The following is a 19,983-nucleotide window of genomic DNA, read 5'->3' as shown; positions in this document are numbered from 1 at the left end:
TCGCGCGCGATGGGGCTAGATGGAGTTGACGTCCACCGGGATGCCGGGGCCGAAGGTCGTGGAGACCGTGGCCTTCTGCACGTAGCGGCCCTTCGAGGAGGACGGCTTGAGGCGGACGATCTCCTCGAGCGCGGCGCCGACGTTCTCCGAGAGCTGCTCGGGCGAGAAGCTCGCCTTGCCGACCACGAAGTGGACGTTCGCGTGCTTGTCGACGCGGAACTCGATCTTGCCGCCCTTGATGTCGGACACCGCGCGCGCGACGTCCGGGGTGACCGTGCCGGTCTTCGGGTTGGGCATGAGGCCACGCGGGCCGAGCACCTTGCCGAGACGACCGACCTTGCCCATGAGCTCGGGCGTCGAGACGGCGGAGTCGAACGACGTGTAGCCGCCCGCCACCTTCTCGATGAGCTCGTCGCCGCCGACCTCGTCGGCGCCCGCGGCGATGGCCGCCTCGGCCGCGGGGCCCGTCGCGAAGACGATGACGCGGGCGGTCTTGCCGGTACCGTGAGGAAGGATGACGGTGCCGCGGACCATCTGGTCTGCCTTGCGGGGGTCGACGCCGAGCTTGAGCGCGACCTCGACGGTGCTGTCGAACTTGCTGGAACCGGTCTCGCGCGCGAGCTCGACGGCCTCCGAGGCGGTGTACGCCTTCGTGAGGTCGATCTTCTCGGCTGCGGCCCGGTAGGCCTTTGACTTCGCCATTCGTGTCTCCTGATTCGAGAGTGCGGTTGATGTGAGCCTGGCCGGCTCTCCCGCGTGATGCTGGAGCGGATCCCGGACGGGACCGCTGAGTGGTGGAGGCTAGGCCTCGACCGTGATGCCCATGGAGCGGGCGGTGCCGGCGATGATCTTCGCCGCGGCGTCGATGTCGTTGGCGTTGAGGTCGGCCTGCTTCTGCTCGGCGATCTCGCGGACCTGGTCCATCGTGAGCTTCGCGACCTTGACCGTGTGCGGCGTGCCCGAGCCCTTGGCGACTCCGGCGGCCTTCTTGATGAGCTCCGCGGCCGGGGGCGTCTTGAGGATGAACGTGAACGTCCGGTCCTCGTAGACGGTGATCTCGACGGGGATGACGTTGCCGCGCTGCGACTCCGTCTGGGCGTTGTACGCCTTGCAGAACTCCATGATGTTGACGCCGTGCTGTCCCAGCGCCGGCCCGATGGGCGGTGCGGGGTTGGCGGCGCCGGCCTTGATCTGCAGCTTGATCAGACCCGTGACCTTCTTCTTCGGTGCCATTTCTCTTCCTTCTTCTTGATTGCTAGATCGAGCGGGCCGCGCGGCCCGACCGCCTAGAGCTTGGTGACCTGGTCGAAGCTGAGCTCGACCGGGGTCTCGCGCTCGAACAGGGAGACGAGCACCGTGAGCTTGCCGCTCTCGGGCTTGATCTCGCTGATGGAGCCGGGGAGGCCCGCGAACGAGCCCTCCTTGATCGTGATGGTCTCGCCGATCTCGAAGTCGACCTCGGCGGCGACGACGCGCTGCGCCTGGCCGCCCTTGGTGGGCTGGCCCTTGACCTGCGCCACCTCCTTGATCTCGACGAGGCTCTTCAGCATGGAGAAGGCCTCCTCGAAGCGGAGGGGCGTGGGGTTGTGGGCGTTGCCCACGAAGCCCGTGACGCCGGGGGTGTGGCGGACGACCGACCAGCTGTCCTCGTTGAGGGCCATGCGCACCAGCACGTAGCCGGGGATGCGCACGCGGTTGACCATCTTGCGCTGGCCGTTCTTGATCTCGACGACGTCCTCCATCGGGACCTCGATCTGGTAGATGTCGTCCTCCATGTTGAGCGACACCATGCGGTTCTCGATGTTGCTCTTCACGCGGCGCTCGAAGCCCGCGTAGGAGTGGATGACGTACCACTTGCCCGGCTTGGAGCGGAGCTCCTTGCGGAACTCCTCGTAGGGGTCGACCTCGGCGGCGTCCTCGGCGGACGCGTCCTCGTCGGGCACCAGGTCGGCCTCAGCCTCGGCGATGTCGTCCGCGGTGGCGGGCGTGACGTCGGCGGGCTCGAGAGCCTCCTCGGCTGCCTCCTCCTCCGCCTCGTCGTCGGTCGCTTCGACGGCGGCCTCGGCCTCGTCGGGCGAGTCGATGTCGAGCGCGTCCTCGACGATGGCGTCGGCCTCGGGGTCGTCGACGGACTCCATCGCGTCGAGCGCGGCCGTCAGGTCGGTCTCGACCGAGTCGCCCTCGACGTGCAGGGCGGTGTGCTCCGCCGCGTCCGAGCTCTCCTCGGAGGACTCGATGGAGTGGCCCTCCTGGACCGCGTCCACCTCGGAGGACTGCTCCGCCGCGGGGGCGAGGTCGACGTCGTCGCGCTTGCTCTCAGCCAATGGATCTACTTCCCTCGTTCTTCGTCGTGCGTTGCCGTTCCGTGCCGTGCTTGTGCCGCGCCGGGCCGCGCGGACGCGGGACCCGTCGGGATCCCGGCCGCCGCCGTGCCGCGCCGCGCGCAGGCACCGTGGTCAGCCCGCGATGCGCGCGCCTCCCGGACGACCCTCTCGGGCCGCCTGCGGTGCTAGGCCCCGTTGCCGAACACCACGATGGCGAGGTACCCGAACAGCTGATCGAGGAGCGAGACGATCACCATCATGACGATGACGAAGGCCAGCACCACTCCCGTGAACGTCAACAGCTCCTTGCGGGTGGGGGTGACCACCTTCTTGAGCTCCTGCACGACCTGCTTGATGAAGAGCACCAGCCGGGCGAAGGGGTTGCGTCGTGCGTCCCGCTGCTCGCGAGCCTGCGCGACGATCTCCTCGCTCGGCTCGTCGACGATCTTCCGCGCCACGCGTGGGTCCCTTCCTGCATTGCTCGGCTTTCGCCCGGAGTTCGGGCGAGCCGCGATGTCACGCGCCCGGGGACCCGTTCCATCTAGCAGGGCGGACAGGACTCGAACCTGCAACCTGCGGTTTTGGAGACCGCTGCTCTACCAATTGAGCCACCACCCTCTGCGTCGTCACCCGCCTGCCCTCAAGCACCACGACCGTGCGAGCACGGACGGAAGAAGGCGCGGAAGAGCGTGGAGGAGATACCGACGCGGACGAGTGTACCAGCATCCGCGGGCACCCGGTCGGGCCGGTCGTCCGGCCATCGCCCCACCCGCGTGGTGCCCCGCCCGCATCCCTATGCTCATGGGCATGGCCGAACCGCAGAGCACCGTCCCCCTCAGCCGCGTCTCCACCCGCATCGGATCCATCGCCGAGTCCGCGACCCTCAAGGTCGACGGCAAGGCCAAGGCCCTGCAGGCCGCCGGACGCCCCGTCATCAGCTTCGCCGCGGGCGAGCCTGACTTCCCGACGCCCGACTACGTGGTCGAGGCCGCGGTCGAGGCCGCGCGGGATCCCCGCAACCACCGCTACACCGCGGCAGCGGGACTGCCCGACCTCCGCGAGGCGATCGCCGAGAAGACGCGCGTCTCGTCCGGGCTGGATGTGGGGATCGACCGCATCATCGTCACGAACGGCGGCAAGCAGGCCGTCTACCAGGCGTTCCAGACGCTGCTCGACGACGGCGACGAGGTCCTCGTGCCGACGCCGTACTGGACCACTTACCCCGAGGCCATCCGTCTCGCGGGCGGCGTGCCCGTCGACGTCTTCGCGGGCGCCGACCAGGGCTACCTCGTGACCGTCGAGCAGCTCGAGGCCGCGTGGACCCCGCGCACCAAGGTGCTGCTCTTCGTCTCGCCGTCGAACCCCACCGGCGCCGTCCACTCGCGGGAGCAGACCCGCGAGATCGGCGAGTGGGCGGAATCGAAGGGCCTCTGGGTCATCAGCGACGAGATCTACCAGGACCTCGTCTACGACGGAGCCGAGGCCGCGAGCATCGTCGACGTCGTGCCGGCCCTGGCCGACCGCACGATCCTCGTCAACGGCGTCGCCAAGACCTACGCGATGACCGGCTGGCGCGTGGGATGGATGGTCGGCCCCGCCGACGCCATCAAGGCCGCGGGCAACCTCCAGTCGCACCTGTCCTCGAACGTCTCGAACCTGTCGCAGCGCGCGGCCATCGCCGCGCTCCGCGGTCCGCGCGACACCGTCGACCGGATGCGCGAGGCCTTCGACCGCCGTCGCCGCACGATCGTCGCCGAGCTCGACGCCATCCCCGGCTTCGTCACGCCCACCCCGCAGGGCGCCTTCTACGTCTACCCCGACGTCACGGGCCTCTTCGGCCGCGACATCGACGGCGTCACGCCGACCACCTCCCTCGAGGTCGCCGACGTGCTGCTCGAGAAGGCCGAGGTCGCCGCGGTGCCCGGCGAGGCGTTCGGCCCGAGCGGGTTCCTGCGCTTCAGCTACGCGCTCGGCGACGACGCGCTGCTCGAGGGCGTGCGCCGGATCCGCGACCTGCTGGCCTGACCCGAGGCCGGGCCCCAGCGGTCGACCCGCGGCGCGCCCGAGGTAGTGCGTTCCCGCGCGGGAAACACACCGTCCGGTGGAAGCCGCGGAGACACGTCCGACAAATCAGCCGTTCTAGCGGGTCGAGGTCTTCAGGCTGACTTCGGCATAGGCGTGAGACACACTCGCATCCAGATGGACCGCCAGAGCCGACGCTGTGATCATCCATGATCGCCGTCGGCTTTCCTGACGAGCACGATCACCTGTGCACACTGCGGTCGAAGCGGCGCCGATAGGCCTGCCTCAGAGGATGATACGGCGGGCGGGCCCGGTGGCCCGCGAATCCTGAGCCGGTGGGCTCCAGGCAAGCGTGATTCTCACGAGCAAGGTCCCGGCCTCGGCGACACGCTCCTGAGGCCCACCGCCCCCGGCCTTACCCACACGGCGCACACCCGCGTCCCACCCTGTGCAGTTCACGCGCAGCACAGGCGTGGTGCGCGATACGTTGCCGCCAACGCCAGTCATCGACAGGCGACTTATGGCGAGGACGAACGCGCACAACACCTCGCTCCACGGATCGACGTCGATCCGGCCCGCGACACCGGGAGGGCCTTCCCAGAAACGGGCACCACAGGACCACCGCATCCGTCCATGCGCCCCAGGCGAAGCATCGAAGGGTCTCCACCCCGTCCGCCCCAAGACGCCGTCCCTTCGCGAAATTGCACGTGAACGGCTACATAGGCGCGCACCTCTAGGCCCATGCCTTGCCGATCGGCGCCGGAATCAAGCCACGTCAATAGGCAACGCTTCGTCGTCGCGCCCGGGTCTCATGTCTCGCACACAACGAAGAATCAAGCTTTAGCCAATCAATTCGCGAACCAAGCGAAGAAGGTTGATTATGAAACATGTCCGCATCCTCCCATCAGTAAAATTGCCGCTAGGCGCGATTGGAGTTTCCCTGCTTCTTGTCTTGGCATCTGCACTGCCCGCCTATGCCGTCAGCGCATCCTCGTCGGCTCGCACAGCCAAATCCAGCCCGACTGCGGCTGAAGTTCAGGACTACGCGCTAAAGACCCAGACGGAACAGGATGCCTGGAAAGACCTGGCTTAGCCCGAAGCCCAGGACCTCGAGGCTGCTTACGACCGAGCCGGAATCCACAGCCAAAGCGGACTCGCTTTCTCTGTCGAGAGTGCGACAGCATGGCGGGTCGCTTCTGATCTTCGAATACTCCGCATTCCGGTCATTGCAGGCCAAGGCGTCGAGCAACAGACGAGCATCACCGCCTTCTTCGATGACGCGGGGAAGCTCCTCGACACGACTGAATTCATGTTCAAGGCCACTTCGCCGACCTCAGGGACGGTTCACGTCTGGGTCGGAGACAAGACCTTACTGAACCAACAAGTGAGCGCTCCGGAGGACCGCGTCTCTGTGCCGCTGGCTTCGCAGGGTGGGGCGATCTCGCCCATGGACTATCAGAGAGGGGATTGGTGGGGTAACTTCAATGAGTGCCTCTCTAACGCCGGCATCGCCGCGTGGGTGATCACTGGTATCAGCATCGCTTGTGCTGCTATCTGCGTAGTAACGTTCGGAGCAGGGTGCCTCGTCTGCCTCGGGGCCGCATCGGCAGGCTTCAGTGGCACGGTAACGTTCTGCATCGGCATGGCGAACCACTACAGCTGAGGAGACGTGAGTATGAATACAAGCACGAGAGCACCCAAGTCGATTGCCACCGTCGCTGTGCTGCTAGCGATCCCCGGCTTGATCATGAGCCAAATCGCGCCATTCAGCAGCTATGCCTCGATATTGTGGCTCGCCTCGGGCATATTCCTGGCAATCGCATTGATAAGCGCGATCCGCATGTTCCGCACCTCCAAGGGGAAATAATGCGGCGAGGGGCCCAACTCGCCAGGTAAGGCGGGTGGGCCTCTCTATGTGCGAGGGCGTGCACCGGATCCGCGACCTGCTGGCCTGATCCGCCGCCCGGCCCGTGCCGCCCGGCCCGCTCCTAGAGGGAGAGGCCGACGAGCACGGGCTCGGGCTGCAGGATCACGCCGTGCTCGCTCATCACGCGGCCCTGCACGTAGCGCGCGAGGGCGGCGACGTCCTCGGCGGTCGCGGTGCCGCGGTTGGTGAGGGCGAGCGTGTGCTTGGAGGAGACGGCCGCACCGGATCCCGGCAGCCGGAAGCCGCGGTGCACGCCCGAGTGCTCGATGAGCCACGCGGCGCTGAGCTTCACGGCAGCCGGCTCGCGGCGGCGACGCGCGGCCGCCTCGCGCTCGATGGCCTCGGCCACCTCCCACTGGTCGCCGAGCGGCACGACGAGGTCCCGGAGCGGATCCTCCTGCGGCCAGCGCGGGGCATCGGCCGGGAGCGTGCGGGCGAACGCGGCGCTGACGATGGGGTTCGTGAAGAAGGAGCCGGCGCTCCAGGTGTCGGGATCCGCGTCGTCGAGCACCATGCCCTTGGACGCGCGGAGGGCGAGCACGGTCTCGCGCACGCGGGCTACGGGCACGCGGTCGCCGAGCTCCACGCCGAGCGCGCCGGCGAGCTGCGGGTAGGCGACGGGCAGGCCGAGCGCGTCGGGTCCTTCCCCGCGGGTGAGCGCGAAGTCCACCGAGAGCACGACGCCCACGCGCCCGCGCTTGAGCGCGGAGGTGCGGTAGCCGAGGCCGAGGTCGGCGGCGCCCAGGCGCTCCACCTCGCCCGTCTCGTAGTCGAGGAAGTCGACGCCCTCGAGGACGTCGGCCACCTCCTGGCCGTACGCGCCGATGTTCTGCACGGGCGAGGTGCCGGTGGATCCGGGGATCCCCGAGAGCGCCTCGAGCCCGGCCAGGCCGTCAGCCACCGTGCGGGCGACGAGCGCGTCCCACGGCTCGCCGGCCTGCACGCGCACGAGGACGGTGCCGTCGGCCCGCTCCTCGCCGATCTCGACGCCGCGGGTCGCGATGCGGATGACCGTGCCGGCGACCCCCTCGTCCGAGATGAGGGAGTTGGATCCGCCGCCGAGCACCATCCAGTCCTCGCCGACGGCCCACAGGCCGAGGAGCGTGTCGACGAGCTCGTCGCGCTCGCTCACGGTCACGAGCTCCTCGGCCGGACCCCCGACGCGCAGCGTCGTGAGGTCGGCGAGCGGGGCGTCGCGGTGCGTCTCGATCGTCACGGGGCCCTACGCCAGCCGGACCTGCGCCTGCGCGCGGCCGAGGACGGTCTTCCCGTCGACGGAGACGGCGATGTCGATGCGCACGGTCCCCGCCTCGGCGTCGATCGCGCCGATCTTGGCGACGACCGTCAGGTCCTGGCCGTCGGCGGGATCCACGACCACGGGCCGCGTGAACCGCACGCCGTAGGAGACGACGCGCGACGGATCGCCCGCCCAGTCCGCCACGGGCTGCACGGCCTGGCCCATCGTGAGCATGCCGTGGGCGAGCACGCCCGGCAGCCCGACCGACGCGGCCACGTCGTCGCGGTAGTGGATGGGGTTGAAGTCGCCCGACGCGCCCGCGTAGCGGACGAGGGAGTCGCGCGTGAGGTGCACGGAGCGCTCGGCCACGACGTCGCCCACCGCGAGGTCGGCGATGTCCGGCACTGCCACGGCGCTCACGCGTCGTCCCCGCGGACCACGAGGGTGGAGACGGCCGTGACGACGTGCGCGCCGGATGCGTCGACCATGGCGGACTCGGCGGTCACCATCGCGTTGCCGCCGAGCGTGGCGACCTTGGTGACGGTGAGCGTGGCGGTCAGCTCGTCGCCCGCGACCACGGGCCGCGAGTAGGTGAAGGCCTGCTCGCCGTGGACGACGCGGCTGAAGTCGATGCCGGCGTCGGGCTCGGCCAGAAGCTGCGCGAGCGTCGCCTCCTGCACCACGACGGGGAACGTGCTCGGCGCGACCACATCGGCGTGGCCGGCGGCGCGCGCCGCCTCGGGGTCGAGGTGGACGGGGTGGGTGGCGCCGACGGCGCGGGCGAACTCGCGCACCTTCTCGCGTCCCACCAGGTACGGGGCGGCGGCGGGGAGCACGCGACCCTGGAGCTCTGGATTCACTGGCACCGGACGATCCTACGCGGCGGGTGCGCGAGCGCCCCGGCGCGGGGCCTTCCCCGGGTACGCGAGAGCCCCGGCCCCCACTTCTCGTGGGGACCGGGGCCCTCGTCGCGATTCCGCTGCTGCGGCGTCAGCTGCCTACTGGCAGGAGTCGCACTGCAGGAGCTCCATGGGGTCGACGGGGATCGCGTAGCCGCCGACGGTGTCGTTGTTGTCGTAGTCCATGGGTGCCTCCCGTTGTGTCTGGTCGGGAACCGCCGGTGCGGTTCCTCAGGTCTCGTGGCTCTCGCCCCGATGGCCTCCGGATCCGCGTCTTCGCGAGGATCCGGGTTGCTCGGCCACCCGGTGGGGCGGTGAGGTTCTCCACTATATAACCCGAACTACAGACCTGTCATTCCACTACATCTAGTGGTTCGGCGTGTCGCGGCGCCTTCCGCGTCGTCATGCGGATCCGGGCCGACGGAGCGGATCCGGCGCCCATGCCGACCCGGCGTGTCGCCCCCCGGAGGGCCCGCGACGGCCCGCGAGGACGGGCCCGGGGATGCGCGAGGGCCGCCGCGAACGCGTCGCGGCGGCCCTCGTGCGCACGGTGCGCGGAGTGCGGATCAGGCGCCGCCCTCGCGCGCCTCCTTCTCCTCCTCGGACTCGCTGGCGGTGTAGTCGCCGCCGGCGGGTGCCTCGCGGCGCTCCTCGTCGTGCGCGTCGGGGACGGGGTTGCCCTGGGTCTTGTAGAGCACGTCGTCGTGCTCGGCGCCCGAGGCGTGGTCGGGGTGGTCGGGGGATTCGTGGTGGGTCATGCCCGGAGGCTACGCCGTGGGTGCTGGCGCCGGAAGGGCAGCGGCCACGGGAGGACACGCGGCCGGCGGGCGCACCAGAGCCGGGCAGAGACCCCGCGTCAGGGCGGCGGCCCCGCACGAGGGCAGAGGAAAGGCCCCGGAACCTGGCGAGAGGTGTCCGGGGCCTATCGAGGAGGACGGATCCGAATGAGGATCCGCGCTTCCGTAGCGGGAGCGGGACTTGAACCCGCGACACCACGATTATGAGCCGTGTGCTCTAACCACCTGAGCTACCCCGCCATGACCCTCGCGGTCGGCCGCGGCCGCCTGAGGGATCGAGCCCCCAGTGAGGATTGAACTCACTACCTCTTCCTTACCAAGGAAGTGCTCTACCAATGAGCTATGGGGGCGTGCCCGGGCGCGTCGGAGACGCGCTGGAACCATACGACGATAGCAGGTCCGGGACCGCCCACGAGACGCGTGACGGCCCCGGACCGGGGCACGGCCGGCCGGCCTCCCGCGGATCAGACCGCGGAGAGGTCCCGGATCTCGTCGGCCGTCAGCTCGAGGTCGACGGAGGCGAGGAGGTCGGGCAGCTGCGTGAGGTCGCGCGCGCTCGCGATCGGCGCGGTGACCGACGGCTGGGCCCGGAGCCACGCGAGCGAGACCGTGGTGACGGAGACGCCGTGCGCATCGGCGACCCGGTCCAGCACCTCGAGCAGGGCGCGGCCGTGGTCGTCGTAGTACTTGGAGGCCGCGCCCGCGCGCGGGCTGTCGACGTCCGCGCCGCGGTACTTGCCCGTGAGGAAGCCGCTCGCGAGGCTCGAGTAAGGGGCGGACGCGATGCCCTCGCGGATCAGCAGGTCGACGAGCTCACCCTCGTAGTCGTCCCGGGCGACGAGGTTGTAGCGGTTCTGGAGGACCTCGAAGCGGGCGATGCCCTCGCGGGCAGAGACGTCGAGCGCGGCCTGCAGGCGCTCGGCCGTGAAGTTGGACGCGCCGATCGCGCGGACCTTGCCCTCGGCGACGAGCTCGGCGAGCGCCGTGACGGTCTCCTCGATCGGGGTGTCCTGGTCGTCGACGTGCGCGTAGTAGAGGTCGATCGCGTCGACGCCGAGCCGACGAAGGCTGGCCTCGACGCCGCGGCGGACGCTGTCGCGCGACGTGCCCTTCGCGGCCTCGTGCGCGCCGACCTTGGTGGCGATGACGAGGTCGTCGGGGCGACCGCGCGAGGCGAGCCAGCGGCCGATGATCTCCTCGGACTCGCCGCCGGAGTTGCCGGGCTTCCACGCGGAGTACACGTCGGCTGTGTCGATGAAGTTGCCGCCGGCGGCGGTGTACGCGTCGAGGAGCTGGAACGAGGTGGCCTCGTCGGCGGTCCAGCCGAAGACGTTGCCGCCGAAGGACAGGGGCAGCACCTCCAGTCCGCTGGATCCGAGGGGCACGCGTGCGGGGTCCGTCATTGCTGATCTCCTTCGTCCGGTGATGGGGGCGGCGGCCGCCCCCTCCTCCAGCGCGCACCGGGGCCCGGCTATTCCGCCCATGGCCGCATCCAGCGTCCCGCGCCGTGGCCGCCCGTGCGCTCGGCGGGAGCGCGCGGGGGCCGTCGCCTAGGCTCGATGCATGACTCCGCCCTCCCCCACAGCCCCCTCCCCGGCTGCCCGGGACGACATCTCGACCCACCCCGACAGCACCCCGCAGCACGGCACCGGATCCGAGTGGTGGCGCACCGCCGTCATCTACCAGATCTACCCGCGCTCGTTCGCCGACTCCGACGGCGACGGCATCGGCGACCTCCCCGGGATCACCGAGCGGCTCCCCGCGCTCCGCGAGCTCGGCGTCGACGCCGTCTGGCTCTCCCCCTTCTACCTCTCCCCGCAGAACGACGCGGGCTACGACGTCGCCGACTACTGCGACGTGGATCCGCTGTTCGGCACCCTCGACGACTTCGACCGGCTGCAGCGCCGCGCGCACGAGCTGGGCCTCCGGGTCATCGTCGACATCGTCCCGAACCACACCTCCTCCGCGCACCGCTGGTTCCAGGAGGCGATCGCCACGCCCGTCGGCAGCGAGGAGCGCGCCCGCTACATGCTCCGCGACGGGAAGGGCGCAGACGGCGAGCTGCCCCCGAACAACTGGGAGTCGATCTTCGGCGGCCCCGCGTGGACCCGCCTCACCGAGCCCGACGGCACGCCCGGCCAGTGGTACCTGCACCTGTTCGACTCGTCGCAGCCCGACCTCGACTGGACGAACCCGTGGGTGCGCGAGCGCTTCCGCGAGATCCTCCGATTCTGGCTCGACCGGGGCGTCGACGGCTTCCGCGTGGACGTCGCGCACGGCATGGTCAAGGCGCCCGGCCTCCCCGACTACACGCCGCCCGAGGGCCAGGGCAGCATGGGCGGCGCCGGCGGCGTGGACGACCAGCCCGCTCCCCCGCCGCCGTACTTCGCGCAGGAGGGCGTGCACGAGATCTACCGTGAGTGGCGCGAGATCTTCGACTCCTACGAAGGCGACCGCGCGATGGTCGCCGAGGCGTGGGTCGAGCCGCTCGCGAAGCTCGCCGACTGGGTGCGCCCCGATGAGATGCACCAGGCCTTCAACTTCAGCTACCTCGAGACGCCGTGGGACGCCGCCGCGCTCCGCCGGACGATCGACGCGTCGCTCGCGACGTTCTCCTCCGTGGGCGCGCCGAGCACGTGGGTGCTCTCCAACCACGACGTGGTGCGACACGCCAGCCGGCTCGCGCTCTCGGGCGAGAACCCGCAGGGCGTGGGCATCGGGCCGGAGTCGACCGTGACCGTCGACGAGGAGCTGGGCCTCCGCCGCGCCCGCGCCGCGAGCGCGCTCATGCTGGCGCTCCCCGGCAGCGCCTACATCTACCAGGGCGAGGAGCTCGGGCTGCCCGAGGACACCCGGCTGCCGGACTCCGCGCGCCAGGATCCGACGTTCCACCGCACCGCGGGCGAGCGCTACGGGCGCGACGGCTGCCGGGTGCCGATCCCGTGGGAGGCCGGGAAGCCGTCGTACGGCTTCAGCGACGGCGACGCCAGCTGGCTGCCGCAGCCCGACGACTGGGACCGCTTCGCGCGCGACACCGAGCAGGCGGATCCCGCGTCCACCCTCTCCCTCTACACGGAGGCGCTGCTGCTGCGTCGCGAGCACGGCCTCGCGCTGGGCGCGCTGGAGTGGATCGCGGCGGAGGGCGACGACGTGATCGCGTTCGAGAGCGCGGGCGTCACCGTGATCGCGAACCTCGGCGAGTCCGCCGTTCCGCTGCCCGAGGGCCGCGTGCTGCTCGCGAGCCGGCCGCTCGACGGCGACGCCGTGCCGTCGGACACGACCGTGTGGCTGATCCGCGAGTAGCCCCGTCCCGGACGCCACGACGCCCCCTCGCCTTGGCGGATTCTCGTGGTCGTCGCAACACCTGATGATTTAGATGGTTGTCAGTAGAGCACGCATTCGCTCGGCTGGGGTGTCCCAGTCGAGCGTTTTGCGTGGTCGGCCGTTGAGCTGCTGAGCGACATGTTCGAGGTCGGCGGAGGTATGGGCGGCGAGATCGGTGCCCTTAGGGAAGTACTGGCGCAGGAGTCCGTTGGTGTTCTCGTTGCTGCCGCGTTGCCAGGGTGAGTGCGGATCGCAGAAATAGACCGGGATTCCGGCCTGGATGCTGATCTGGCGGTGGCTCGCCATCTCAGCGCCCTGGTCCCAGGTCAACGATCCACGTAGGTGTGCAGGCAGGGTGCTGATCAAGGGCACGAGCACGTCACGGACTTCCTCGGCGGTATGCCCGCCGGGGAGATGGCCGAGCATGACGTAGCGGGTGGTGCGTTCGACCAGAGTCACGATCGCGGACTGTGAGCTCGTGCCGACGATCAGATCACCCTCCCAATGCCCAGGGACTGCCCGGTCCTCGATCTCCGCGGGCCGGTCAGCGATCATGACCATCGGGTCCACGAACCGTTGAGTGCGATGCTCTGGGCGGGTGCGGGGTCTGCGGCGGGTGCGGCCGGTGCGTAACGCGTCGGCGACTTCGCGGCGCAGTCCGCCGCGGGCCTGGACGTAGATCGCTTGGTAGATCGTCTCCGTGCTCACCCGCATACTCTCCTCGCCCGGGAACTCCCGAACCAGCAGGCGGGAGATCTGCTCCGGTGACCAGCGCAGCATCAGCTTGCGTGCGACGTAGTCCCGCAGCGGCCCGTCCTGAGCGAGCTTCGCCCGCTTCGGACGAGAGCGGCTCGCTGCCCAGGCCCGGTGCGCCGCGTGGGGCTGGTAGGTCCCCGCGACCGTGCGGGCATCGAGCTCGCGTTTGATCGTCGATGCCGGCCGACCCAGAACCCGCCCGATCGCGCGCAGCGACAGGTCCTGACGGCGCAGATCCGCGATCGTCTCCCGCTCGATCACGGTCAGGAACCGCGGATGCAGAACAGCGTCGACAGCGGGCAGACGCGGTCCCGTGACCGTAGCCATCCCGGTGTTGTACTCGATCCGCCGACCATCAGCATGAATCCGAACACTGCCCCGCTTCATCCAGCCGCGGTCCCAGTCCTGCGCAGTGCGCTCATGCACACCGACCCGCGACGCGGCTACCCGCCGGGACATCCCCTCCACGCGGAGCCGCTCGTACTCGCCACGCCCTGGATGCCCCGCTGTACCGGACTTCCCGCGCCCACGCACACCAGCCGTGCGCGCCCACCCGTACGCGGTGTTCCGACTCACCCCGACCACAGCCGCAGCAGCCGTGATGCTGCCATCGACCCGGTCCAGTACCTCGAAGAACTCCCGCCGCAACTCACCCGAAACCACGATCCCCGCAACCCCCTGAACTCAGGGTGTTGCGGGGACCACGAGAATCCGCCCACCGCGGCCGGGCCCCTCGTGTCGGCGGGTCCGCGGATCAGGCGGCCGGCACCGCCGCCGCGTCCGCGAGCCCGGCGTGCGCCGCGTGCTCCGGGTACAGCAGCGGCAGCTGGAGCGTGAGCCACGGGCTGAAGGCCCACGGCGTGTGGGCGACCGCCGGGATGAGCTGCTCGGGATCCACCCACTGGTACTCGCCGACCTCCTCGGGCCGCGGATCCACCGGCGTGGCCGCGACCGCGCGGAACACCGGGCAGATCTCGTTCTCGACGACGCCCGCCGCGTCGGTCGCGCGGTAGCGGAAGTCGGGCAGCACCAGCTCGACGGACTCGAGGGTGAGGCCGAGCTCCTGCTCGGCGCGGCGGTGGACGGCCTCGAGCATGTCCTCGTCGGGCGCGGGGTGTCCGCAGAACGAGTTGGTCCAGACGCCGGGCCAGGTGAGCTTGCCGATGGCGCGGCGGGTGACGAGGATCCGCCCCTCCGCGTCGAACACGTGGCACGAGAACGCGAGGTGCAGCGCGGTGTCGCGGGTGTGGACCGTCGCCTTGGGCGCCGTCCCGATGGTCTCGCCGTCGTCGTCCAAGAGGACGACGAGCTCGGTGTGCTGTGGCATGCGCTCCCTGCTTTCCGTTACCCCCACGATGTTAGGTTTCATCCGTGGACGCCACCAACCTCGCTGCCGTCTCCACATCGAGGCAGGTCCATGTGAACGGCGTGCTGGACGCGTTCTTCGCCCGCTCGCTCGTGCGCGCCGAGGTCATGGGCGACGAGTACGTGAAGCTGTGGCGCACGCTCGAGTCGAACACGGCAGGCGGAAAGCGCTTCCGTCCGCGCATGGTCATGGCCGCGTACGACGGCCTGGGCGGCCAGGACGTGCAGGCCGCGGCCCACGTCGGCGCCGCGTTCGAGATGCTCCACACCGCGCTCATCGTCCACGACGACGTCATCGACCGGGACTTCACCCGGCGCGGCGGCCCCAACGTCTCGGGCGCCTACCGCGACATCGCCACCACGCAGGGCCTGCCCCAGCCGCTCGCCGAGCACCGCGGCATGTCCGCCGCCGTGATCGCGGGGGATCTGGCCCTCGTCAACGCCTACCGCCTGATCGACGCGAGCGGCGTGCGCGACCTCACGCGGTCGCACCTGATGGAGATCCTCGACGACGCCGTGTTCGCGTCGGCCGCGGGCGAGCTCATCGACGTCGAGTTCTCGCTCACCGCGGACGTGCCGAGCGTCGACGAGATCCTCCGCATGGAGCGCCTCAAGACCGCCGTCTACTCGTTCGAGGCGCCGCTGCAGGCCGGCGCCGTGCTCGCGGGCGCGCGGCCCGAGGTGGTCGCGGCGCTCGGCGACTTCGACCGCGACATCGGCATCGCGTACCAGGTGGTGGACGACGTGCTCGGCGTCTTCGGCGACGAGCAGGAGACCGGCAAGACCAACCTCGGCGACCTCCGCGAGGGCAAGCGCACGGTGCTCATCGCGCACGCCGTCCGCTCGTCGGAGTGGGGCGAGATCAGCGCGCTCGTCGGCAAGGACGACCTCTCCCGCGGCGAGGCGGCGCTCGTCCGCTCGGTGCTGGAGAGCTCGGGAGCGCGGGCCTACGCCGAGGGCGTGGCGCGGGATCTCGCGGTCGCCGCCGTCGCGCGCCTCGACGACCCGGTCGTGCCGGAGGCGCTCCGCCGGGAGCTCGCGCCCGTCGCGGAGTCCGTGCTCGGGCGCATCCGATGACGCGTCGCCTGCCCGGCCGCCGGCCCGCCGCCCCCCAGGCGCCCACGGGGCTCGAGAAGTACGACCGCGTGGCGCAGGAGACGGCCTCCGTCGTGATCCGCCGCTACTCCACCTCCTTCGGGCTCGCGTCCCGCCTCCTCGGCCCCGACGTCCGCCAGCACATCGAGAACGTGTACGCGCTCGTGCGCGTGGCCGACGAGATCGTCGACGGCGCGGCGGCTGGCGCGGGCGTGGATCCCGCGCACGTCGAGGCCCTGCTCGACGCGCTGGAGCAGGAGACCGAGGACGCCATGCTCCGCGGCTACAGCACCAACCTCGTCGTGCACGCCTTCGCCATCACCGCCCGCCGCGCGGGCTTCGGCGCCGAGCTCACCGCGCCGTTCTTCGCCTCCATGCGCATGGACCTGCGGCGGATGGAGCACACGCCCGCCTCCTTCACGGAGTACGTGTACGGATCCGCCGAGGTCGTCGGCCTCATGTGCCTGCGCGCGTTCCTGGTCGGCCACGCGACCACGCGCCCCGAACGCATCCGCTTCGAGGAGGGCGCCAAGCGCCTCGGCGCGGCGTTCCAGAAGGTCAACTTCCTCCGCGACCTGGCCGCCGACCACGGCGCGCTCGGCCGCAGCTACTTCCCCGGCGTCGACGTCGCGACCTTCTCGGAGGCCGACAAGGAGCGCATCCTCGACGACATCGACCACGACCTCCGCGTGTCGGGCGCCGTCATCCCCGACCTCCCCGCATCCAGCCGCCGCGCCGTCGCGCTCGCGCAGGGCCTGTTCGCGGAGCTCGCCGTGCGCCTCCGCGACACCCCCGCCTCGGAGCTCGTGCGCACGCGCGTGCGGGTGCCGGATCCCGTCAAGGCCCGCATCGCGCTCGCCGCCGCGTCGGGCGCGGAGCCGTCCGGCGTCGACGGGCGCCTCGTGCGCCGCTCCCGCGGACCCCGCGCGCACGCCGCCCGCCCCACCCCCGCGGCCCGTCCCGCCCCGACGGACCCCGGTCCGTCCGAGTCCGCCCCGACCGACCCCGAGCAGCAGGAGAGCGCCATGACCGCACCCACCGCCATCGTGATCGGCGGCGGGATCGCCGGCCTCGCCTCCGCCTCGCTCCTCGCCCGCGACGGATACCGCGTGACCCTCGTCGAGGGCCGCGATGAGGTCGGCGGCCGCGCCGGATCGTGGGAGAAGGACGGCTTCCGGTTCGACCTCGGTCCCAGCTGGTACCTCATGCCCGAGGTGTTCGACCACTTCTTCCAGCTGATGGGCACGAGCGCCGCCGAGCAGCTCGACCTCGTGCGCCTGCCCGGCTACCGCGTGCTCTTCGAGGGCGACCCGGATCCCATCGACATCCGCGACTCCCGCGAGGCGAACCTCGACCTGTTCGAGAGCGTCGAGCCCGGATCCCGCCCGGCGATGGCCCGCTACCTCGACTCGGCGAAGGACGTCTACGAGGTCGCGAAGAAGCGCTTCCTCTACACGACCTTCTCCGACTACCGGCCGCTGCTGAAGCGCGACGTCGTCACCCGCACGGGCACGCTCGCGAAGCTGCTGCTCACGCCACTCGAGACGCATGTCGCCCGGTACGTGAAGGACCGCCGCCTCCGCCAGATCCTCGGCTACCCGGCCGTGTTCCTCGGCTCGTCGCCGAAGCTCGCCCCGAGCATGTACCACCTGATGAGCCACCTCGACCTCGAGGACGGCGTGCTCTACCCGCAGGGCGGCCTCATCACGGTGATCGACGCGATCGAGGGGGTCGCGCGGGCCGAGGGCGTCGAGATCCGCACGGGCGCACCCGTCTCGCGGATCCTCACCGAGCCGACGAAGGCCGGGAAGGCGCGGGCGCGCGGGGTGCAGATCACCACCGACGCCGGCACCGAGACGCTCGAGGCCGACGTGGTCGTCTCCACCGCCGACCTGCACCACACCGAGACCGAGCTGATCCCGGAGGCGTTCCGCACCTACCCGCAGTCGTACTGGGACAAGGCCACCGTCGGCCCCGGCGCGGTGCTCGTCTACCTCGGCGTGAAGGGCGGCCTGCCCGAGCTGCACCACCACACGCTGCTGTTCACGGAGGACTGGGACGAGAACTTCTCCCGCATCTTCCCGCCGAAGGGCGGCTCGACGTCGGTGCCGGATCCCGCCAGCATCTACGTCTGCAAGCCCAGCGCCACCGACTCCTCGGTGTCGCCCGACGGCTACGAGAACGTCTTCATCCTCGTGCCGATCCCCGCCGACCCGACCATCGGCCGCGGCGGCATCGACGGCGCCGGGGACGCGCGCGTGGAGGAGATCGCCGACCGCGCCATCCAGCAGATCAGCGACTGGGCCGGCATCCCCGACCTCGCCGAGCGCATCGTCCTCCGCCGCACCTCGGGCCCCGGCGACTTCGCCGCCGACCTGCACTCGTGGAAGGGCACCATCCTCGGCCCCGCCCACACGCTCACCCAGTCGGCCATGTTCCGCGCGGGCAACACGAGCAAGAAGGTCGACGGGCTGCACTACGCCGGTGGATCCACCATCCCCGGCATCGGCCTGCCCATGTGCCTCATCAGCGCGGAGATCCTCGTGAAGCGCCTCCGCGGCGACACGTCGACCGGCCCCGGCGCCGTGCCGCTCGTGCGCACGGTCGGCCGCCCGGTGGCCTGATGAGGCTCGTCTACCTGGTGCTGCTGCTCGGCGCGCTCGGCTGCATGATGCTCGTCGACCGGCGCTGGCGCTTGTTCTTCTGGCGCGACCGCACGGCGGCGGCGGGCACGCTCCTCATCGGCGTCGCGTTCTTCCTGCTGTGGGACATCGCGGGCATCTCGCAGGGCATCTTCTTCCGCGGCGAGACGCCGTTCATGACGGGGATCCTCGTCGGCCCGGAGCTGCCGCTCGAGGAGGTCTTCTTCCTCACCCTGCTCTGCTACCTCACGATGAACCTCGTCAACGGGTTCAGCCGCCTCGCCGACCACCACGTCGGCCGGGCGAGGGAGCGCGCGAACCGATGAGCTACCTGGTGCTCGACCTGCTGTTCCTGATCCCCGTCGCGGTCGTCGGGTTCCTGTTCCGCCGCCTGCTGCTGCGCGAGGCGAACGCGGTGCCGTACGGATCCAGCCGCTTCGACTACCCCGAGTACTACTGGTACCGGCGGATGCCCGTCGCGATCCTGCTCGTGATGACCCTGATCTTCGACAACATCATGATCAAGGTCGGCCTCGTCGGCTACGACGAGGACAAGCTGGTGGGCCTGATCCTCGGCTACGCGCCCATCGAGGACTTCGCCTACGCCATCGCCGCCCTCGTGCTGCTGCCCGCCGTCTGGTACCTGCTGCGCCGCCGCCGCAGCGTGTCCGGCATCGAAGCGCATGAGTGACGTGCGCGCGCGGCCGGGTGCCGCGGAGATGCTGCGCACCGTCGCGCTCTCGTCGCGCCCGCTCTCCTGGGTGAACACGGCCTTCCCGTTCGCGGCCGCGTACCTCACGGTCACGCGCGAGCTCGACCTCACGGCCGTCCTCGGCACCCTCTACTTCCTCATCCCGTACAACCTCGCGATGTACGGCATCAACGACGTCTTCGACTATGAGTCCGACATGCGGAACCCGCGGAAGGGCGGTGTCGAGGGCGCGGTGCTCGCGCGCGCGATGCACCGGCCGGTGCTGCTCGCGGTGCTCGTCACGAACGTGCCGTTCCTCGTCTACCTCGTGATCGTGGGATCCGCGGCGAGCATCGCCGTGCTCGCGGTGAGCGTCTTCGCGGTGATCGCGTACTCGCTGAAGGGCCTCCGCTTCAAGGAGCGGCCCGTGCTCGACTCGCTCACCTCGAGCACGCACTTCACGTCGCCCGCCGTCTACGGGATCGTGCTCGCGGGCGGGGCGTTCACGCCCGCGCTGTGGGCGATCCTCGCGGCGTTCTTCCTGTGGGGGGTCGCGTCGCACGCGTTCGGCGCGGTGCAGGACATCGTCGCCGACCGCGAGGGCGGCATCTCCTCCATCGCGACCGTGCTCGGCGGGGCCGTGACCGTTCGGATCGCCGTGCTCGCCTACGCCGCGGCCGGCGTGGCGATGCTGTTCACGGGTCTGCCGGGGATCATCGCGGCCGTGCTCGTGATCCCGTACATCCTCAGCACCGCGCCGTTCTGGTCGATCCGCGACGAGGACGCGGGAGCCGCCAACCGCGGCTGGCGCCGCTTCCTCGGCCTCAACTTCCTCTCCGGCTTCGTGGTGACGATGCTCCTCATCGCGTACTGGCTCACGACCGCCTGACGCCGACGGCCCCGC

General features: G+C 70.5%; 19 protein-coding genes and 3 tRNA genes. 8 read left to right on the top strand and 14 right to left on the bottom strand.

Annotated elements, in window-relative coordinates; all coding sequences use genetic code 11:
• Positions 1-15: 15 nt before the first annotated feature.
• From rplA to CMS_RS12940, 5 genes are all read right to left on the bottom strand, one after another.
• Positions 16-702, bottom strand: a complete 687-nt coding sequence (gene rplA, locus CMS_RS12960) for a 50S ribosomal protein L1 (protein WP_012299879.1) — start codon at positions 700-702, stop codon at positions 16-18.
• Positions 703-801: 99 nt separating this feature from the next.
• Positions 802-1,233 (bottom strand): 50S ribosomal protein L11, encoded by a 432-nt coding sequence (gene rplK, locus CMS_RS12955; RefSeq protein WP_012299878.1) that lies wholly within the window; start codon positions 1,231-1,233, stop codon positions 802-804.
• 53 nt (positions 1,234-1,286) lie between these two features.
• Positions 1,287-2,324 (bottom strand): transcription termination/antitermination protein NusG, encoded by a 1,038-nt coding sequence (nusG, locus tag CMS_RS12950; RefSeq protein ID WP_012299877.1) that lies wholly within the window; start codon positions 2,322-2,324, stop codon positions 1,287-1,289.
• A 185-nt stretch (positions 2,325-2,509) separates the two neighbouring features.
• Positions 2,510-2,782 (bottom strand): preprotein translocase subunit SecE, encoded by a 273-nt coding sequence (gene secE, locus CMS_RS12945; RefSeq protein WP_012039478.1) that lies wholly within the window; start codon positions 2,780-2,782, stop codon positions 2,510-2,512.
• 87 nt (positions 2,783-2,869) lie between these two features.
• Positions 2,870-2,942 (bottom strand) — tRNA-Trp (locus tag CMS_RS12940).
• Between the two features lie 189 nt (positions 2,943-3,131).
• On the opposite strand from CMS_RS12940, the gene CMS_RS12935 reads away from it, so the two are divergent.
• Together CMS_RS12935 and CMS_RS17175 are read left to right on the top strand one after the other, a co-directional pair.
• Positions 3,132-4,349: a pyridoxal phosphate-dependent aminotransferase gene (locus CMS_RS12935; RefSeq protein ID WP_012299876.1), complete on the top strand. Its 1,218-nt coding sequence runs from the start codon at positions 3,132-3,134 to the stop codon at positions 4,347-4,349.
• Positions 4,350-5,655: 1,306 nt separating this feature from the next.
• Positions 5,656-6,009 (top strand): hypothetical protein, encoded by a 354-nt coding sequence (locus CMS_RS17175; protein ID WP_133064104.1) that lies wholly within the window; start codon positions 5,656-5,658, stop codon positions 6,007-6,009.
• A gap of 325 nt (positions 6,010-6,334) precedes the next feature.
• Here the strand turns inward: CMS_RS17175 and CMS_RS12930 are convergent, their stop codons facing one another.
• From CMS_RS12930 to CMS_RS12895, 7 genes are all read right to left on the bottom strand, one after another.
• Positions 6,335-7,489 carry a UDP-N-acetylmuramate dehydrogenase gene (locus tag CMS_RS12930; RefSeq protein WP_012299875.1) on the bottom strand — a complete coding sequence of 385 codons (1,155 nt, stop codon included), beginning with the start codon at positions 7,487-7,489 and terminating at the stop codon, positions 6,335-6,337.
• Between the two features lie 6 nt (positions 7,490-7,495).
• The gene (locus CMS_RS12925; protein ID WP_086935921.1) at positions 7,496-7,930 is read right to left on the bottom strand and encodes a MaoC family dehydratase; all 435 of its coding nucleotides are present in this window, start codon (positions 7,928-7,930) and stop codon (positions 7,496-7,498) included.
• Positions 7,927-8,376, bottom strand: a complete 450-nt coding sequence (locus CMS_RS12920; RefSeq protein WP_041464698.1) for an FAS1-like dehydratase domain-containing protein — start codon at positions 8,374-8,376, stop codon at positions 7,927-7,929. The genes CMS_RS12925 and CMS_RS12920 overlap by 4 nt, the downstream gene beginning before the upstream one ends.
• Before the next feature lie 599 nt (positions 8,377-8,975).
• Positions 8,976-9,167 (bottom strand): hypothetical protein, encoded by a 192-nt coding sequence (locus tag CMS_RS12910; RefSeq protein WP_012299872.1) that lies wholly within the window; start codon positions 9,165-9,167, stop codon positions 8,976-8,978.
• Positions 9,168-9,372: 205 nt separating this feature from the next.
• A tRNA-Met gene (locus CMS_RS12905) sits at positions 9,373-9,446 on the bottom strand.
• A 38-nt stretch (positions 9,447-9,484) separates the two neighbouring features.
• A tRNA-Thr gene (locus tag CMS_RS12900) sits at positions 9,485-9,556 on the bottom strand.
• 114 nt (positions 9,557-9,670) lie between these two features.
• Positions 9,671-10,609, bottom strand: a complete 939-nt coding sequence (locus CMS_RS12895) for an aldo/keto reductase (protein ID WP_012299871.1) — start codon at positions 10,607-10,609, stop codon at positions 9,671-9,673.
• A gap of 160 nt (positions 10,610-10,769) precedes the next feature.
• Here CMS_RS12895 and CMS_RS12890 point away from each other — a divergent pair, with 160 nt between their 5' ends.
• A complete protein-coding gene (locus CMS_RS12890) occupies positions 10,770-12,509 on the top strand; it encodes a glycoside hydrolase family 13 protein (RefSeq protein WP_012299870.1) in 1,740 nt (579 codons plus the stop codon).
• A 69-nt stretch (positions 12,510-12,578) separates the two neighbouring features.
• On the opposite strand, the gene CMS_RS12885 is transcribed toward CMS_RS12890, so the two are convergent.
• A complete protein-coding gene (locus tag CMS_RS12885; protein WP_086935954.1) occupies positions 12,579-13,745 on the bottom strand; it encodes an IS30-like element ISCmi3 family transposase in 1,167 nt (388 codons plus the stop codon).
• 295 nt (positions 13,746-14,040) lie between these two features.
• The gene (gene idi / locus CMS_RS12880) at positions 14,041-14,613 is read right to left on the bottom strand and encodes an isopentenyl-diphosphate Delta-isomerase (RefSeq protein WP_012299869.1); all 573 of its coding nucleotides are present in this window, start codon (positions 14,611-14,613) and stop codon (positions 14,041-14,043) included.
• Between the two features lie 44 nt (positions 14,614-14,657).
• Between idi and CMS_RS12875 the strand changes: the two genes are divergently transcribed.
• The 5 genes from CMS_RS12875 to CMS_RS12855 are packed head-to-tail and all read left to right on the top strand — an operon-like array spanning position 14,658 to position 19,968.
• Positions 14,658-15,728 carry a polyprenyl synthetase family protein gene (locus CMS_RS12875; protein ID WP_223842658.1) on the top strand — a complete coding sequence of 357 codons (1,071 nt, stop codon included), beginning with the start codon at positions 14,658-14,660 and terminating at the stop codon, positions 15,726-15,728.
• Positions 15,725-18,370, top strand: coding sequence for a phytoene desaturase family protein (gene crtI, locus CMS_RS12870; RefSeq protein WP_012299867.1), 2,646 nt, complete (start codon positions 15,725-15,727; stop codon positions 18,368-18,370). The genes CMS_RS12875 and crtI overlap by 4 nt, the downstream gene beginning before the upstream one ends.
• The gene (locus tag CMS_RS12865; protein ID WP_012299866.1) at positions 18,370-18,714 is read left to right on the top strand and encodes a lycopene cyclase domain-containing protein; all 345 of its coding nucleotides are present in this window, start codon (positions 18,370-18,372) and stop codon (positions 18,712-18,714) included. The genes crtI and CMS_RS12865 overlap by 1 nt, the downstream gene beginning before the upstream one ends.
• Complete coding sequence (locus tag CMS_RS12860) at positions 18,711-19,079, top strand: lycopene cyclase domain-containing protein (RefSeq protein WP_012299865.1); 369 nt, start codon at positions 18,711-18,713, stop codon at positions 19,077-19,079. Before CMS_RS12865 ends, CMS_RS12860 begins: the two co-directional genes overlap by 4 nt.
• The gene (locus tag CMS_RS12855) at positions 19,072-19,968 is read left to right on the top strand and encodes a prenyltransferase (protein WP_012299864.1); all 897 of its coding nucleotides are present in this window, start codon (positions 19,072-19,074) and stop codon (positions 19,966-19,968) included. The genes CMS_RS12860 and CMS_RS12855 overlap by 8 nt, the downstream gene beginning before the upstream one ends.
• Positions 19,969-19,983 lie beyond the last annotated feature (15 nt).

This window comes from Clavibacter sepedonicus, assembly GCF_000069225.1.
Lineage (GTDB): Bacteria > Actinomycetota > Actinomycetes > Actinomycetales > Microbacteriaceae > Clavibacter > Clavibacter sepedonicus.
This window is presented reverse-complemented; position numbering and strand designations above follow the sequence as displayed.

Coding starts and splice junctions, on each gene's coding strand:
- CMS_RS12935 (WP_012299876.1), top strand. CDS start 3,132: ATGGCCGAACCGCAGAGCACCGTCCCCCTCAGCCGCGTCTCCACCCGC.
- CMS_RS12885 (WP_086935954.1), bottom strand. CDS start 13,745: ATGTCCCGGCGGGTAGCCGCGTCGCGGGTCGGTGTGCATGAGCGCACT.
- CMS_RS12865 (WP_012299866.1), top strand. CDS start 18,370: ATGAGGCTCGTCTACCTGGTGCTGCTGCTCGGCGCGCTCGGCTGCATG.
- crtI (WP_012299867.1), top strand. CDS start 15,725: ATGACGCGTCGCCTGCCCGGCCGCCGGCCCGCCGCCCCCCAGGCGCCC.
- idi (WP_012299869.1), bottom strand. CDS start 14,613: ATGCCACAGCACACCGAGCTCGTCGTCCTCTTGGACGACGACGGCGAG.
- CMS_RS12855 (WP_012299864.1), top strand. CDS start 19,072: ATGAGTGACGTGCGCGCGCGGCCGGGTGCCGCGGAGATGCTGCGCACC.
- CMS_RS12910 (WP_012299872.1), bottom strand. CDS start 9,167: ATGACCCACCACGAATCCCCCGACCACCCCGACCACGCCTCGGGCGCC.
- CMS_RS12890 (WP_012299870.1), top strand. CDS start 10,770: ATGACTCCGCCCTCCCCCACAGCCCCCTCCCCGGCTGCCCGGGACGAC.
- CMS_RS12860 (WP_012299865.1), top strand. CDS start 18,711: ATGAGCTACCTGGTGCTCGACCTGCTGTTCCTGATCCCCGTCGCGGTC.
- rplK (WP_012299878.1), bottom strand. CDS start 1,233: ATGGCACCGAAGAAGAAGGTCACGGGTCTGATCAAGCTGCAGATCAAG.
- rplA (WP_012299879.1), bottom strand. CDS start 702: ATGGCGAAGTCAAAGGCCTACCGGGCCGCAGCCGAGAAGATCGACCTC.
- CMS_RS17175 (WP_133064104.1), top strand. CDS start 5,656: ATGTTCAAGGCCACTTCGCCGACCTCAGGGACGGTTCACGTCTGGGTC.
- CMS_RS12895 (WP_012299871.1), bottom strand. CDS start 10,609: ATGACGGACCCCGCACGCGTGCCCCTCGGATCCAGCGGACTGGAGGTG.